This window comes from Jatrophihabitans lederbergiae (assembly GCF_031845305.1).
GTDB classification, from domain to species: Bacteria; Actinomycetota; Actinomycetes; order Mycobacteriales; family Jatrophihabitantaceae; genus Jatrophihabitans_A; species Jatrophihabitans_A lederbergiae.
Window position 1 is genome coordinate 29,170 of record NZ_JAVREH010000030.1, and the last position, 14,603, is coordinate 43,772.

The window sequence follows — 14,603 nt, forward strand, 5'->3', positions numbered from 1 at the left end:
GGCGGAGCAGCCCAACGGCGGAAAGCCGGGGCACTGAACACCGGCATCGCTACCGCGCTCGGTGACATCCTCGTGCTTGTCGGCGGTGACACGGTGTTCGAGCCATCGCCATGCCGTTCGAGAGCCCGCGGCCGCTGCGGGCCCTGCTGACGCAGTAGTTGGTGTACCGGCAGCTCATGTGCATTGCGTACGAAGTCCCAGCTTGACACCCCTGTCAGTGGTGTCACACTTACGCGGATATGACGGGCACTGGTCCATCATCGTTCGATCCGGGCGACGCAGACACTCCCTCGCACTAGCCCGACCCACTCCCCACTCTGGAGGTTAGGTGAAGTTCTCCACCACGCTCGCTGTGACCGGTTCCGCCCTGACGGTTGCCGCGTTCGCAGTCACCGGCGTCGCCAACGCGGCTCCCGCATCCGCCCGCAACGGCAACCACGCGGCGCGGATCTGTTCGGCCCCGGCGGCCGGCCAGGCCGCGTGCCTGAACCAGGTCGTCGTCGACGCGACCGGCAAGCCCGCCGTGACGGGTACTCCATCCGGTCTGAACCCGGTGGACATCCGGTCCGCCTACGCACTCACCACTGCGTCCGGCGGCGGCCGCACGGTTGCGATCATCGACGCCTACGACGACCCGACCGCTGAGGCGGACCTCGGCGTGTACCGCTCGCAGTTCGGGCTTGCCGCGTGCACCACCGCGAATGGCTGCTTCCGCAAGACGAGCCAGACCGGCGCCTCCAAGCTCCCCCGCACCAACGCCGGCTGGGCCACCGAGACCAGCCTGGACCTCGACATGGTGTCGGCCACCTGCCCGGACTGCAAGATCCTGCTGGTCGAGGCGTCCTCCGCCTCGTTCGCCGACCTGGCGACCGCGGTGAACTACGCGGCCACGCAGCCGGGTGTCGTCGCGATCAGCAACAGCTATGGCGGCAGCGACACCGCCCCCTCGTCCGCCTATGACCACCCCGGCATTGCCATCACGGCCTCGACGGGTGACTCCGGGTACGGCATCGAGTCGCCTGCCTCCTACGACACGGTCATCGCGGTGGGTGGCACCAGCCTGCGCAAGGCGAGCACGACCCGTGGGTGGACCGAGACGGCATGGAACGGCGCGGGCAGTGGTTGCTCGACCTTGAACGCCAAGCCGGCGTGGCAGACTGCTGCCACCCAGTGCTCGGGCAAGGCCAACGCCGACGTCTCGGCGATCGCTGACCCTAACACCGGCGTGTCGGTCTATGACTCCACCGCGTACCAGGGCTCCTCGGGCTGGTTGGTCTACGGCGGCACCAGCGTCGCCTCGCCGATCATCGCCAGCGTGTACGCGCTGTCGGGCAACACGGCGGGCTACCCGGCGTCCTACACCTGGGCGCACACCAGTGGTCTCAACGACGTGACCAGTGGCTCGAACGGCACTTGCACCACCGCGGTGTGGTGCAGCGCCGGCTCCGGCTGGGACGGTCCGACCGGCCTCGGTACCCCGAACGGAACCAGCGCATTCTGAGCTAGCGCTAGCAGCTCACGCTGCATGTGATCGACAGAAGTTCCCGTGGTGGGTGATCGGCGTACAGCCGGTCACCCACCACGCTTTATGTGCTCAGATGGCTGGGTGATGAGCGGCAGCAGAACTCCACCGAAGCCCAGGCGCAGCGCGGTGCTCGCGAGTGCCTCACGTAGGTAGGGGTGGACCACCATCGTCGCCGTCATACTGCCGAAGCGCTCAATACAGGGCGGCGGAGGAGCTGGTGCGGTGAGGGTCAGCGTAAGGACGACGGAGGCGCTGACCTGCCCGTAGTCGGTGCCGGCCTCATCGGTGAGCTGACCGGTCGCGTCGAAGCGGTAATGGACGGCGTCGGTCTCGACTTGATACGCGGCGCCCAGGTCGAAGCGGGTCTGTGTGGCCTCCCCGGCCGCGCGGCGCTCGCCACCGATGCCGACGACGTTGATTGCGGTCAACGCGACCGAGGTCACGAAATCGTTGTAGGTCCCCGGATCGACAGTGTCGCCGCTCGCGGCCGGCTCGTGGACGGAACCGTCCTCGGCGTCCTCGATGCTGTCGGCGTGTGTCTGCTCTTGCGCGCTTGTCATCGCGTCGCAAGCCGTTGAGAACTGTCGGCCGCCGGTCCGCACACGTCCTCGAGGACGTCGTGGAAGCGGGTGTACCGGCCGCCGACGGCGCCTGAACCCAGCACAATGGCCTGCCCGGTCGCGGTCGTCACGTGCGGAGTCTGCACATGCATCGGCCGCCACGGCAGCTCCGGTGCGGCGGCTGGCTCCGCCAGGCCGGCGAGCTCGGCGTTGAGGTCGGCGGACTGGGCGCTGTCGAGGTAAGTGATGCCTTCGTCCGGGTCGATGCTGATGACGTCACGAACCCAGGACAGCACCTCGCGCCAGGCGTAGAGACTCATGGTCTTGCCGCCGGAACCGGACCCGACGACCTGGCGCGGCGCGGGAAACGCCCGGACTGAGGAGCGCCGCTTTCCCGCAGCCCACAAGCGCACCGCCTCGGGCGCGACCGCGCAGCGCGCGGCGATGTCGGCGGTGCTGACTAGCTCATCGAAGGCCTCAGCCACGTACACGCCGGGTATCAGCTTGAGGATGCGACGTGCCCACTCGGCAGCCTCGTGCGCCGGTGAGGGCTCATCGGTGTAGACGACAGCGAGACTGACACCGCCGTGGGATTGAAATGACAGCTCAGCGAGGTCCTCCGGGATGCGCTCGTAAGCCTCCGAATGGCGCAGATCCAGTCCTTCCAAGCGCAGTGCAACTTTTACCGTCACGGTTGCCTCCTTCGATGCTTGGTTGAGAGTACGCACAGTGTTGGAAAGTTCCAACAGATAAACCATCGACTGAGCCCGATCGTTCCTTACAGCCTCTCCAACCGTTCGCGAAGCTCGGATACGCGGCTTCTAGCGGCCTGGGCCCTCGTCCTCAGCGGTACAGCGATACCCTGACGACGGATCTTCGCCGCCACATCTCGGGCTTCCCCCGCGGCAACATCGGCATCGCCCAGTGTCCTCGCGATGTCTGCGGCACCAGGAGCATCCTCCAGGTCGGCAGCTCGCTCCAGAGCCTGCTCCTGCTCAGCGGCGAGGACCTCGTCCGCCGTCGCATCGGCGGTATCGAGGACAATTCTCAGTCGGTCGAACTCGGTGAATGCCGCCTGTCGCTGTTCGGCCCGCCACAGGTCCCTGGCGGCGGCAGAGATCAGATCTTCGGCACGCAGCAGCAGCCGCTCGCACTCGGCTCGCCGCGCGGCCACCTTCGAGCCCAACGTTGCGGGCGTTCCGTGCTGGCATGATCGCAGCTGCTTCGGGACTTCCTTCGCCTTGGTCTCGCCGCCTCTGGCCGTCTTGTCAACGTTGAAAGTGTGTTCTCCTGCCGGGCAGGACACCACACCGAACCAGTGGCCACCAGTGGTGAATGTCCAGCCGGCCTCGCGTGCCTGTTTCAAGGCGACGTTCCAGAACGGTTTTTGGTGCTCAGGCCACGTTTCATCTGGGCCGTAGACGGTGGCATTCACGCGTAACCCAGTTCGGCCCGAGATCTCAGCACGTCGGCGTAGCGGCTCGGCCGTCCGACGGGCACTGCAGACACCGGGGTGCGCCTCTCGCTGGGTCGGTCGTGTCTGGGCGGTACGCCGCGAAGGGAGCGACACCGAAGACACGTTTTTCGGACCCTTGAGTCTTACGCATTGAGCCGACGCTGCCGTGGAGCAACTCACCATGGCCGCAACGTGTCGCATCGATTCTCTGACGGCCCCGTTTGGCGCGGCCGGCAAGCAGCTTTGCCCTTCTCGCTCACGCAACTTCGCACCCAGTTCTTATGAGGCCGCCCACAAGCGCTAGCTCCGCGCTTGCAACTGCTAGCGCTGGCGAGGCATGCTGGCGTGGTGAACGTGGACGGGATCAAGGAAACAGCCGCGAAGGTACCCATGGTCGGCGGGGGCACCATCGGTGACTTCATCCGTGAGCAGCGCGAGCAAGCGCAGGTCTCGCTGCGGCAGCTCTCGAAACTGGCAGGTGTGTCCAACCCGTACCTTTCTCAGGTAGAGCGCGGCCTCCGCAAGCCCAGTGCGGACATTCTGCAGCAGATTGCCAAGGGCCTGCGGATCTCTGCCGAGCAGCTCTACGTCCGCGCCGGAATCCTCGAGGACCGCCGTGGCGATTCCGACCTTGTCGGTGCCATCTTCGCCGATCCGGTGCTGACCGAGCGCCAGAAGAACGTCCTCGTCGAGATCTATGAGTCGTTCCGCCGAGAGAACCCCGCCGATGTCGCTGAGCAGGCGTCGGCTGCCGAGATCACGCCCCCATCGCCGCTGATGCGGCGCCCGATAAGGAGTAATACCAATGTCGATCGCGACTGACGTCCGAAACTATGCAGACCTCGCGCTGGAGCAGGGCAAGACCGCGCTGATCCAGGCAGCATCCCTCGTCACCACGGCGAACAAGCGCCTGGTGGCCGACGCGCCCAAGCCTGCCTACGCTGCCCTCGGTGCCGCGGACCTCGTCGCCGCGACCGTCACCAAGCGGATCGAGGCGCTCCCGTCCGACGCCGTCGCCAACGCCTCGAAGGCGCAAGAGGGTGGCAAGGCCCTGCTCAGCAAGGCCCAGCAGGACGCGGTCACCCGGGTCAGCGAGCTGCGCGAGCGGATCGACGCGGGCATCGGCAACGTGAAGTCGATCCAGACCCGGCCGCTGGTCAAGCTCACCACCGAGGTCTATCTCGACACCGCCAAGCGGCTGTACGGGCAGCTGACCGCTCGCGGCGAGGCCAGGGCTGCCGAGCTGCTCAACGACTCGCGGCTCAGCCGGGTGATCGGTGACGTCGGGGACGATGTGGCGCCGCTGGCCCGGTCCGCGTTCGACACCGCGCGCAACGTCGCCGCGGATGTGGAGCCCGAGGCCGTCGTCCGCAGCACTCCCACCCGCAAGAGCACCGCGGCCAAGCAGACAGCCGCCAAGAGCACGGCAGCGAAGAGCACGGCAGCCAAGCGGGCTGCGGCCAAGACGTCTCCGGCCAAGAGCTCGGCAGCGAAGAGCACCACGGCGAAGAGCACCACCCGCCGGACGGCGAAGAGGATCCCCGCCAAGGCCGGCAACACCGCCCACAACGCCTGACTGCAGGCGCGGCTCTTCTGAGGCTGCGCTTTCACGACTACGCCGCGCCCCGGTCCACCAGTAAGACGGACCGGGGCGTGGCTGTGTCATGACCTGCCGAGCCAGTGGCCGAACGCCATGAGCCAGGGCGCGCCGGGCCGCATCCACCGAAGCGGCGTGCGAGGCAGCGCCGCCTCTATAGGCTGGGGGTGTGCAGACCATCTACCACATCCAGGACTGGCTGATGTTCGTCCTGTTACTGGGCGTGCTGGCCCTTCAGGTATGGGCTCTGGTCGACTGCGTGAGCCGCAAGGCGGCAGCCTTTCCGGCGGCCGGCAAGCTGACGAAGCCGACCTGGGTGCTGATGACGGTGCTGGCCTTGATCGTGGTGCTGCTGCTGCGCGACGTGACGAACCTGGTGTCCTACATCGCCATCATCATCAGCTCGGTGTACCTGGCTGATGTCCGTCCCGCCGTCCGCGAGATCAGCGGCCCCTCCCGCTGGTAGCGCGCCCGCACCGCCCGGCCGGTCACGCCACCAGGCGCAGGTCCCGGCCCTTCCAATTGGACGCCGTCCGGTGCTCCGGGTGTTCGGTGAGCCAGTCCCGGGCAACCACGGTCAGCTCGCGGTCGCGGCCGCGCAGCATCATCGCGATCATCTCGAAGTCACCGCGCAATGACCATAGCGGGTGGCCGAAGCTGGCCGGGTTGTTGCCCTCGATCAACCAGTGGCTGGGCCACGCTGTTCCGTAACCGAGTGTCGGCAGCGCGGCAAGCAACGTGCGCCGGCCGGTCAGCACGCCGGTGATGCTCAGCGCCAGGCCGGTGAGGGTGCCGGCAAGGTGCAGTCGCCGGGTCACCGGCTTGGAGTGCATCGCGACGTAGTACGGAAAGAACTCGCGGTAGCTGTGGAACATGCAGGCTTCCTCTCGCGATGCCGGCGAGCACTGGTCCGGCGCTCGCCGAGTCCATTCTGGCAAAGGTTCCCGCGTTGCAGCCAGGTTGTGCACCGCGGCTGGGGTGCACGGCGTCCGGGCGGACGCCACGCTCGGACGCGGCCCTCGCCCGGAGCAGGGCGAGGGCCGCGCCGGCCGCTGTCAGTCAGTCAACTTCCTGCGGCTATCCAGTCGTAACGAGATCACGGGGAACAGGGCGACGATCAGGCCCGGAGCGAGCAGCATCCTGGGCCGATCGAAGTCCGCGCTCACCGTGTCGTCTCGTGCGGCGTGGTCTTGGTGGTTGCCCTGTCCGAGGGCGCGATCTCTTGTCGGCGTTGGCACGGCATGCACAGCGCGGCCATCGGCAGGATCTCCAGCCGGGCGAGCTGGATGTCCCCGCTGCATTCCATGCAGCGGCCGAAGACGCCCTGCTCGATCCGCAGCAGCGCCGCGTCGACGTCGGCCAAGGCTGAGAGCGCGGCGGCGCGCAGCAGTCTCGCCACCTGCGCCTGGGCTTCGACCTGTTCGGCGGTGGCTCCCGTGGACAGGGCAGCTCGGACCGGTGCCGCGCTCAGTTCGCTGAGTTGCTCCAGCCGAAACTGCCGTTGCTGGCGGAGCGCGTCCCGAAAGGTGGACGTTTCTTCGATGCGGGTGGACCCACGGGCGTTGGGAGTGAAACGGATCATCTGATTCTCCAAGGAGGGTGGCGAGCACATGCTCGCGGTGCGAAGGCACTGAATACGAGGCGGACGGTGCGGAAGGCCCTCGATAGGCGTCCGCGAAAAATGAGCCCTGGCGGAGCCCCCATCGGACTGGCCTCGCCTCAGCAAGGTCGAAACGCCGGTGTCAGCGGCGCAGTGGCGGGGCCCGACCAGACGGCAGGCCTCGCAGCGCCGTAGGTAGGCGATCACGTCCCGGCGTCCGCGCGAGGAGTGCGATGCCGAGGGTGACGACCAGCAGGGCAGCGGGTGAAAGGACGGTATCAAGGGCCGGCGACTGCGGACTTTTGGCGGTCGTAGCCAGGGAGTGGACGGCCGCGAGCTCATGCGCGATGCCGGCCGTGAGGGCCGGGTGGCGCGGGGCATTGGTGGCGGACGCCGGTCCCGGGTGGGCCGCGAGGGCCGCGAGCAGCAGCCCGACCACGGCAGCGAGCACGGCCAGGCGGCTACGCCGCTCCGCTGTGATGGCCGCCATACCCGATGAACGAGCGGTCGGGCAGCAAGGTTCCTACGTCGGCGGGGCCACGGTCTCGCGCGCCTGCACCTCAGGCACCTGATCGGGCTGGCCCTGCCGCGGCTCGGTCAGTAATCGCTGCGCCACCTCGGTCGCTTCGGGGTCGTCCAGCGGAAGGTCGAAACCGGTGTTGCCGGTGTAGTGCCGGAACGCGTCCAGCTGGTACGGAACGGCCTCGGCGGCCTCCGGGTCCTTCCGCTGCAGGGCTACGAGTTCGCGGCCCCAGGCATCGAAGGTCGCGTCCGGCACAAGGGTGCTGTCGAGGCGGTAGTACAAGATCGAGTGCACCAGGATCTGATGACGCCTGCGGTTGATCAACTCCCGCCGGTCGGCACGGGTCGGGGCAGCGTCGCTCATCCCCGGATCCTATCGACCGCAGACCCGCGGATCAGGGTCAACCGGTGCGCGGTCAGCCCGCCGTCGCCTCGGTGATCACACCGGTTCGCGCATCGACGGTGATTCGATTGGACCGCAGGTCGGCCGTCACCGGCTGGTTCTCGGAGTCGATGACGCGCAGGTGCACGCCGAGCTGGGTCGCCAGCAACTTCGCCTCGGCGACGTCGAGGCCCAGGAAGTCCGGCTCCAGGGCCTTCGTCCGGGCGAGCTGCACTTCGAAGGAGGGCTCGGAATCAGCGGACGTGGTGCTCGGCTGCTCAGTCATAGGCCAGATCAGATCACATGGAGCCGGCGTCCGGTCACACCTGTCGTGCCGGACATCCGGCCGGTCTGCCAGTTGTCCTCGATCACCGCCACGATCGAGGCTGCTCCGGCACGGTGTGCACCCCGTTCAGCTGACGTTCACCGGCAGAGTGGCTAGATTCAGAGAATGACCAACCACCCTGACGAAGAACGCATCGAAGCCCGTTCCCACCTCTTCCCCGAAGAGCTCGCCGCAGGTAGCGATGACCCGCATCGCCAGGCCGAGATCATCCTCGAGGACTCCGATGCGCGGACCGAGGACCCGGAGCAGGCGGCACGCGACTCGCACCAGACCCCCAACTGAACCCGTTCGACATGCTGTCCGGCCGCCATAGCGACCGGACAGCATGTCAGACCACCGTGTCAGGCCATCGGGTCAGGCCGCGGGCACATCAACGGTCAGCGGTGGTCAGCGCCTCGTCGTCGGCGAGGTAGACCGGCGTGGCGCGGTTCAGCGTCCGTCCCGCGAAGAAGTCCCGGTAGATCGGCATGCACACGAGCATCAGCACCAGCCCGACGATCAGGCTGCCCACGCCCAGCAGGAACGCGAACCCGACCTGCCAGTGCGGCGCGAAGTGCATGTTCCACACCACGTAGCTGTTGATGGGTTTCCAGTCCTGGACGGCGGTCAGCACCATGCCCAGCCAGAGCATCAATCCGCCCAGGAACGGGATCAGTCCCTTCAGCAGGAAGTCCCGGCCGCTGCGGGTGAGTTCGCGGCGGTAGTACCAGGTGCAGGCGAACCCCGTCGCGCCGTAGTAGAACGCGATCAGGATGCCGATCGCCGTGACCGCGTCACCGATCACCTGGCCACCCGAGAAGTAGTTCATGATCAGGTAGAGCACCGCCGAGACGCCGCCCATCCACAGCGTCGAGCTGGTCGGCGTGAAGTACCGGCGATGGATCTTGGCGAAGGTGTGCGGAATCGCCTTGTAGACGGCCATCGAAAGCGTCGTCCGCGCAGTCGGCAGGATGGTGGTCTGGGTCGATGCCGCGGCTGAGGTCAGCACCATGAACAGCAACAGCTTCGACATCACGCTGCCGATCCCGGACGAGCCGAACACCGAGCTGCCCAGGACGCTCAACACGTCGCCGGAGTTCTTCGCGTTTCCCAGGCCGATGCCGTCGGTGCCGACTCCCGCGAACGCCTGCGCGGCCACCGACACCACCGCGTAGATGGCGAGCAACAGGACGGTCGAGATGATGGCCGCCCGGCCCGGCGTCTTCTTCCGGTCCTTGGTCTCTTCGTTCACCGAGACGGCCGAATCCCAGCCCCAGTAGATGAACAGCATGAACAGGATGCCTTGCGAAAAAAGGTTGAACGAGAAGTGGCCGTTGTCGCCCTTGATGTTCGCCGGGTTGAACCAGGACAGCGCCGGGTGGATCGAGATCCCGTGGACGCCGTTGCCCGTGTACACCTTCACCAGCGCGAACACCGCCAGCACGGCGAGCATGACGACCTCGATCGTCAGCAGCCAGCGCTGAATCGCCGCGGACAGCTCGATGCCGCGGTAGCAGATGTAGGTCATCAGGGCCATCCACAGCAGCCCCACGAGCAGTACCCACCCACTCGTCGGATCGGAGCCGATACCGTCCGCGCCGAACAGCAGGAACAGGTATTGCCCTGCGACCTGGGCCAAACTGGCCATCACCAGGACGTCGGCGGCGATGATGCCCCAGCCGCCGAGCCAGCCACTCTTGGGGCCGAATGCCTTGGTGGCCCAGGCGAATGTCGTACCGCAATCCGGTTCTGCCTTGTTCAGTTGCTGATACCCCACCGACACGAACAGGATGGGGACGAAGGCCAGCAGGACGACCGCCGGTGACTGCAGGCCGACGAGGGCCACGATGAAGCCGAGGGTCGCAGCGAGGCTGTACGCCGGCGCCGTCGACGCAACACCGATGACGACGCTGGACACCAGGCCGATCGCACCGGTCTTGAGCCCCTTGCCGCCATCGTCGGAAGCCGCCGGCGTTCGATTTCCAGTCGCTGTAGTCATGCCGCTCCCGATCGTCGTGGCGTACAGGTGGTGGCGGGCATGTTAGCCGTCGCCGGTATCGGATGGGTATCCCCGCGCGGTGGGGAAGAATGGCCCTTGATGACTACCGCACCCGCCGACTTCCGAACCCTGCTCGTGGGTGGCTACACGCCGCCGATGGGCACCGGTCATGGCATCCGACTGATCGTGCACGACCTGGTGCAGGCGACCCTGCACGATCACGGCCTGGTCGCGGTCACCGAGTCACCGTCCTTTCTGGTCTCCGCACCGGCCGGTTTGGTGTCCGCACCAGCCGGCGGGGTGGTCTATGCCGTGAACGAGACGGACGCCGGTCGGGTCAGCGCCTTCCGGGTCACCGGAGCGGGTGCTGATTGTCATCTGGAGCAGTTCAGCGTGCAGTCCACCGGGGGAGCGCACCCGTGTCACCTGGCGGTTCATGAGGGGCTGCGGCTGCTGGCCGTGGCGAATTACACCAGCGGCAGCGTGTCGATCCACCCGCTGGGTTCCGACGGGCGGATCGAGCCGCTGACCCAGCTGATCGAGTTGCCCGGCGGCGGGGGACCGGACGCCGAACGGCAGGAGGGGCCGCATGCGCACCAGGTGACCTTCTTCGATTTGGACGCGGCCGGCGTCGGCCTCGCTGTTGCCGACTTGGGCAGCGACCGGGTCTGGCGCTACCGCCACGAGGACGGGCGCTTTGCGTCGTTGCCGCTGCTGGAACTTCCGGCGGGTAGCGGCACCCGGCAGTTGCTGGTGGTCGGTGGGCGCGCCCTGGTGCTGGGCGAGTTGGACGGCAGCCTGGCGGTAGCCGACTGGACGGACAACCCGCGGCTGCTGTCGGTGGGGCCAGGTCATGCGGGGCCGTTGCCTGATCCAAGCCTGGCGGCGGCGTTGCTTCTCGGACCGCGACCGGAGCTGTTCTACGCCACGCACCGGGGCGGAGACATCGTCAGCCTGCTCCGGCTGGACGGTGACTCTGTGGTTCCTGTCGCGGACTTCGACGCCGCCGGGCGCTGGCCCCGGCACGCGTGCCTCGCCGGCGACCAGCTGTACCTGGCGAATCAGCTGTCGGACACGGTGGTCAGCCTTCCGGTCGATCCGGTGACGGGCCTGCCGAGCGGACCGCCGATTAGCGTTGAGGTGCCCGGTCCGAGCTGTGTCCTGGCGCTGTCTTAGCTCGCGTCTTTGCCTTAGCTCGCGACCTGGTACAGCGCTGCTGCGCCGCACACGGGGCACTCGTACCTTGCCGGCTCGGTCTCTTCGAGGCCCCCGTGCGAGACGCAGTTTGGCTCGCCGGCGCCGGAGAGCACGACGTTGCCCAGGGTGACGTCCCAGCCGCCGGGCAGGTCGAGCAGTTGGCTGCGGCCGCTGCTCGCGAGCGTACGGGCGGCGTGCACCGCGGCGATCGCGGTGAGGGCGGCCTCGAAGGACGGCGAGTCCGCGGCCCAGCCGGGGATGAGGTTCGCCTCGGGGATGGTGACGTTGCCGTCGGTGACGCGCAGCAGCACGCTGCGCTCCTGGTTGTCGGGCATCAGGAACGTCACCGCGTAGGCACCGTCATCGGCAAGCGCCTCGATCCGGCGCATCAGAGGATCCACGACATTGAGGATGCATCACGTGCGCTGCCGGGGCGCGTCGGCACCGGCCGCTGCATTCCGGACTTGTCGACGTCGGGCTGAGGGAAGCCCGGCGTTGGCATCGTGCCGCTGGCAGCGAATCGCACGGAGAGCGTGTGACCTGCTTAGGTTCACGTGGCGACAGGGGTGACCGCTCGATCAGCGGCGCGCTCTCGTCCGCGAGTACATCCGCGTGACCGTCGGCCCGGAAACACTCATGATCGCATCGAAATATCCTATGTGTAGTGGGTTGGCGTAGCGCTGGCACATGACCGAAGTTAGGCTGCACGCGCATTGTTGATCAGTGAGTGGGAGGGTTCTGTCGTCGTGCCGATTCCTGCCCTGGACGCTGACGGCCTCCTGCCCCCCGGACGACACACCGCCACGGTCGAGGAGATCAAGGCTACGTTCGTGGACCCGTTCGGCGGGAGCACCACACGGGTGGCCATCTTCACGGGCTGGCGGATGCACCGCGAGTCGCTCCAGAATGTCGTACCGGCATGTACCAATGGGTTGACGGGAGCTTCGTGACCTCGAAGCTCGACCCTGGGGACATAGACGTGGTGACCTTCATTGACGGCATGCAGTACGACGCTCTGCCCGCTTGGCGGCAGGCGCTCGGAAGCTCACTTCTACTCGGCCACGACAACAAGCAGTTCTGGAACGTCGACTCATTCCCCGTCCCTGTTGTCCCTCCGACCGATCCAAGGCATCCCGCGTACGCTGACGGGCAGCAGTACTGGGACGACCTGTGGTCGCAGATTCGGGGCGTGACCGGGCGGCGAAAGGGCTATCTGGAGGTGGCGCTATGACCTCGGCCACCTTTCTTCGCGCCCAGCTTGAACAGCTTTCCTCAGTGATCAACGCAGCGCCCGACGACAGCCCGTCTTCGCAGCTTCTTCGCGCCTCGATGGAACGCCGACGCGAGCAGGTTCAGCGCGAATACGAGCCGCTGGTCTCGCCGGTCCTCCGCGTCGTGATGCGCGGCAAGCCCGTACGCGGTCACCAGGTTTTCGTTGACTCGCTCTCGAAGCTCATCCACGAGCTACAAGAATCCGTCTCCTCCATCGGCCAGGCGATGCGCGGCGTCGCAACGGACCGGTCCGCCATCCCGGCGAGCATCCGCCAGGAGACCGCTTTCAGACTGGTGGCTGTCCATCCTGGCTCTGTGGAGTTGGAGCTACTCGGACCAGAGGATGAGCGTGTAACCACGCCGACCCTCTTTGAGGAGACCGAAGACCTACGCCCAGAGCCACTAGTCGGCGCGTCGGTCAACGTCCTTCTCGACCTGCTTGTGATCGCTGGTCGGCACCAGTCTCTCGATGACGATCTGATTGAGGCGGTCTTGCCGCTCGGGCCACGGTCCTTCGCTCACTTGAAAGCGCTCGCCAACGCCGTCGTGGACGAGGAGTTTGATGTGGACCTAGGCTGGCGTTCGCCGGTCATGGGCGAGCGCGTCGAACGCCTCGACATGGCGCGCTCCCGGCGACTGCGTGACGCGCTCGGCCGGACCCAACTTATCCGCGAGACGACGAACATTCGTGGACAGTTGGGAGGGGCAAGCCTCTTCCGGGGAGCGTTCGAGTTGCGGACCATCGAAGGCGACACCGTTCGTGGGCGGGTGCAACAGGACCTCGTCCCGCAGCTACAGGCTTGGTTCGGCCGCTGGGTCATCGCCACTGTAGAGACGAGCGTAAGCACAGAAGCTGGGACTGGCCGGGAGCGGCCCCACTATCTGCTGTCCGGGTTGGCGTCCGATCCTGAGGGTGGCTCGACCCAGCCCTGATCGTGTCCGTCGGTGTGCGTTAGACCGTTGAACTTTGGTTGACCGGCTTCTCGGTGTGACGGAGGCGTTCTACTGGGCTCCGTGGGAATGAGCCACAGCACGACCGTGGCTAGAACGGCGGCTCACTCGAAGCCCAGGGGTCAGGCTCCGACCTCACTACGGGGATGCCGCCGCATTCCCTGATTAACACCTGCACCAGTTCGGGGATAGACGTACCTGATAAGTTTGCATCCTTGACCTGATCGTTGTTTCGGGTAGCCGCGTCCAGCCGCTGTAGCTGGGCGGGGGTATACGAGCGCAACTGAATCAACTTGCCGTAGACCTCGCGGGCGCGATCGTACGAGTAAACTCCCTCAAACGCCTTGACCAAGCCGTCTGTCATCGCGGCCTGCGCGCTTGGTGTGCGAATGAGCCACTGGACGATCTTGTCTCCGATCTGCGGCGCTGCCATCCCGGCACAGAGTTCGGCTTGGAGCTTACCCATGAAGCCGTAGGGGTTGAGGTCAATGTTGAGTGGGAGCACCGGGATGCGCCGGGCCATCGCAAAGCCGACCTCCTGGTCGCACCAGTTGCTCTCCTTGAAGCCATCGTGGAGGAACACCACCATCGCATCGCTAGTAACCAGCGCCGTCTCGATGACCGTCTGCCACTCCTCTGACGCATCGATGGATACGTGGGCGACGAACGCGCTGACGCCGTAGCCCTGAACGTAGATGCCGACGTCACTGACGAACTTTTGGTGGGTGGCGAGATGGCTCATGAACAACCGGAGCTCACCCGCGCGCCAAGGCTCTGCCCCCGGCTTCACGGTGATAACGCCGCCCGTAACATAAGCGTGGAGTTCTAACAGCGTCGGGTCCGTCGCCTCTCGAATCATGGCGATCACGTACTGGTACAGGTTGTCGCCGCGCCAATCGTCTGTCGTAGGCAGGCCGTGTTCGCTCAGCACGAGATCGATGTCCACCCAATCCCGCTGGCTGAGCAGAGTCGCAATTTCCCTCTTCGTATCGATACGCTGCGCAGTGTTCACGGCCGCAGTGTAAGTCCGACGCGCCGCCATTCGGGTGCAATGGACGAGACTCCAAGCATTGAATGCACAGCTATCTAGCCCGAAACTTTCACGCGGCGCCTGTTGATCGTCGTTCTTGGGGCGGCAGCCTCTGTGGTTTCCGATTGTGCCGTGCGGGCAGGACAGTTTGGCCGAGGTCGCTCGGTGCGCCGGTTCCACGTGCCGG

General features: G+C 66.5%; 18 protein-coding genes and 1 pseudogene. 8 read left to right on the top strand and 11 right to left on the bottom strand.

Annotation, left to right across the window (positions count from 1 at the left end; translation table 11 throughout):
• Positions 1-328 precede the first annotated feature (328 nt).
• Positions 329-1,501 carry a S53 family peptidase gene (locus RM423_RS17465; protein WP_311424326.1) on the top strand — a complete coding sequence of 391 codons (1,173 nt, stop codon included), beginning with the start codon at positions 329-331 and terminating at the stop codon, positions 1,499-1,501.
• A 71-nt stretch (positions 1,502-1,572) separates the two neighbouring features.
• On the opposite strand, the gene RM423_RS17470 is transcribed toward RM423_RS17465, so the two are convergent.
• The 3 genes from RM423_RS17470 to RM423_RS17480 all read right to left on the bottom strand — a co-directional run bounded on the left by RM423_RS17470 (position 1,573) and on the right by RM423_RS17480 (position 3,451).
• Positions 1,573-2,085, bottom strand: coding sequence for a hypothetical protein (locus RM423_RS17470; protein ID WP_311424327.1), 513 nt, complete (start codon positions 2,083-2,085; stop codon positions 1,573-1,575).
• On the bottom strand, positions 2,082-2,777 hold the full coding sequence (locus RM423_RS17475) for a hypothetical protein (RefSeq protein ID WP_311424328.1): 696 nt from the start codon (positions 2,775-2,777) through the stop codon (positions 2,082-2,084). The genes RM423_RS17470 and RM423_RS17475 overlap by 4 nt, the downstream gene beginning before the upstream one ends.
• An 86-nt stretch (positions 2,778-2,863) precedes the next feature.
• The gene (locus tag RM423_RS17480; protein WP_311424329.1) at positions 2,864-3,451 is read right to left on the bottom strand and encodes a hypothetical protein; all 588 of its coding nucleotides are present in this window, start codon (positions 3,449-3,451) and stop codon (positions 2,864-2,866) included.
• 480 nt (positions 3,452-3,931) lie between these two features.
• Here RM423_RS17480 and RM423_RS17485 point away from each other — a divergent pair, with 480 nt between their 5' ends.
• The 3 genes from RM423_RS17485 to RM423_RS17495 all read left to right on the top strand — a co-directional run bounded on the left by RM423_RS17485 (position 3,932) and on the right by RM423_RS17495 (position 5,604).
• A complete protein-coding gene (locus RM423_RS17485) occupies positions 3,932-4,363 on the top strand; it encodes a helix-turn-helix domain-containing protein (RefSeq protein WP_396327771.1) in 432 nt (143 codons plus the stop codon).
• On the top strand, positions 4,347-5,117 hold the full coding sequence (locus RM423_RS17490) for a hypothetical protein (RefSeq protein ID WP_311424331.1): 771 nt from the start codon (positions 4,347-4,349) through the stop codon (positions 5,115-5,117). The genes RM423_RS17485 and RM423_RS17490 overlap by 17 nt, the downstream gene beginning before the upstream one ends.
• A gap of 190 nt (positions 5,118-5,307) precedes the next feature.
• Entirely contained in the window at positions 5,308-5,604 is a 297-nt protein-coding gene (locus tag RM423_RS17495; protein WP_311424332.1) for a DUF2516 family protein, read from the top strand.
• A gap of 22 nt (positions 5,605-5,626) precedes the next feature.
• Here RM423_RS17495 and RM423_RS17500 read toward each other — a convergent pair whose 3' ends face one another.
• From RM423_RS17500 to RM423_RS17520, 5 genes are all read right to left on the bottom strand, one after another.
• On the bottom strand, positions 5,627-6,013 hold the full coding sequence (locus RM423_RS17500) for a DUF962 domain-containing protein (protein ID WP_311424333.1): 387 nt from the start codon (positions 6,011-6,013) through the stop codon (positions 5,627-5,629).
• A gap of 287 nt (positions 6,014-6,300) precedes the next feature.
• Entirely contained in the window at positions 6,301-6,720 is a 420-nt protein-coding gene (locus tag RM423_RS17505; protein ID WP_311424334.1) for a TraR/DksA family transcriptional regulator, read from the bottom strand.
• Positions 6,721-6,880: 160 nt separating this feature from the next.
• Positions 6,881-7,228: a hypothetical protein gene (locus RM423_RS17510; protein ID WP_311424335.1), complete on the bottom strand. Its 348-nt coding sequence runs from the start codon at positions 7,226-7,228 to the stop codon at positions 6,881-6,883.
• A gap of 33 nt (positions 7,229-7,261) precedes the next feature.
• Positions 7,262-7,624 (bottom strand): DNA ligase LigA-related protein, encoded by a 363-nt coding sequence (locus RM423_RS17515; protein ID WP_311424336.1) that lies wholly within the window; start codon positions 7,622-7,624, stop codon positions 7,262-7,264.
• 52 nt (positions 7,625-7,676) lie between these two features.
• A complete protein-coding gene (locus tag RM423_RS17520; RefSeq protein WP_311424337.1) occupies positions 7,677-7,928 on the bottom strand; it encodes a hypothetical protein in 252 nt (83 codons plus the stop codon).
• A 165-nt stretch (positions 7,929-8,093) separates the two neighbouring features.
• Here RM423_RS17520 and RM423_RS17525 point away from each other — a divergent pair, with 165 nt between their 5' ends.
• Complete coding sequence (locus tag RM423_RS17525) at positions 8,094-8,270, top strand: hypothetical protein (RefSeq protein ID WP_311424338.1); 177 nt, start codon at positions 8,094-8,096, stop codon at positions 8,268-8,270.
• A gap of 88 nt (positions 8,271-8,358) precedes the next feature.
• Here RM423_RS17525 and RM423_RS17530 read toward each other — a convergent pair whose 3' ends face one another.
• Positions 8,359-9,966, bottom strand: a complete 1,608-nt coding sequence (locus RM423_RS17530) for an APC family permease (RefSeq protein ID WP_311424339.1) — start codon at positions 9,964-9,966, stop codon at positions 8,359-8,361.
• Positions 9,967-10,065: 99 nt separating this feature from the next.
• Between RM423_RS17530 and RM423_RS17535 the strand changes: the two genes are divergently transcribed.
• Positions 10,066-11,142, top strand: a complete 1,077-nt coding sequence (locus RM423_RS17535; protein ID WP_311424340.1) for a lactonase family protein — start codon at positions 10,066-10,068, stop codon at positions 11,140-11,142.
• Positions 11,143-11,156: 14 nt separating this feature from the next.
• On the opposite strand, the gene RM423_RS17540 is transcribed toward RM423_RS17535, so the two are convergent.
• Positions 11,157-11,564: a hypothetical protein gene (locus RM423_RS17540; protein WP_311424341.1), complete on the bottom strand. Its 408-nt coding sequence runs from the start codon at positions 11,562-11,564 to the stop codon at positions 11,157-11,159.
• Between the two features lie 345 nt (positions 11,565-11,909).
• On the opposite strand from RM423_RS17540, the pseudogene RM423_RS25735 reads away from it, so the two are divergent.
• Both RM423_RS25735 and RM423_RS17550 read left to right on the top strand, forming a co-directional pair.
• Positions 11,910-12,394 (top strand): annotated as a pseudogene (locus RM423_RS25735) (DUF6932 family protein).
• On the top strand, positions 12,391-13,368 hold the full coding sequence (locus RM423_RS17550; RefSeq protein ID WP_311424343.1) for a hypothetical protein: 978 nt from the start codon (positions 12,391-12,393) through the stop codon (positions 13,366-13,368). The pseudogene RM423_RS25735 and the gene RM423_RS17550 overlap by 4 nt, the downstream one beginning before the upstream one ends.
• 109 nt (positions 13,369-13,477) lie before the next feature.
• Here the strand turns inward: RM423_RS17550 and RM423_RS17555 are convergent, their stop codons facing one another.
• Positions 13,478-14,398 carry a toll/interleukin-1 receptor domain-containing protein gene (locus RM423_RS17555; RefSeq protein ID WP_311424344.1) on the bottom strand — a complete coding sequence of 307 codons (921 nt, stop codon included), beginning with the start codon at positions 14,396-14,398 and terminating at the stop codon, positions 13,478-13,480.
• Positions 14,399-14,603: the final 205 nt, after the last annotated feature.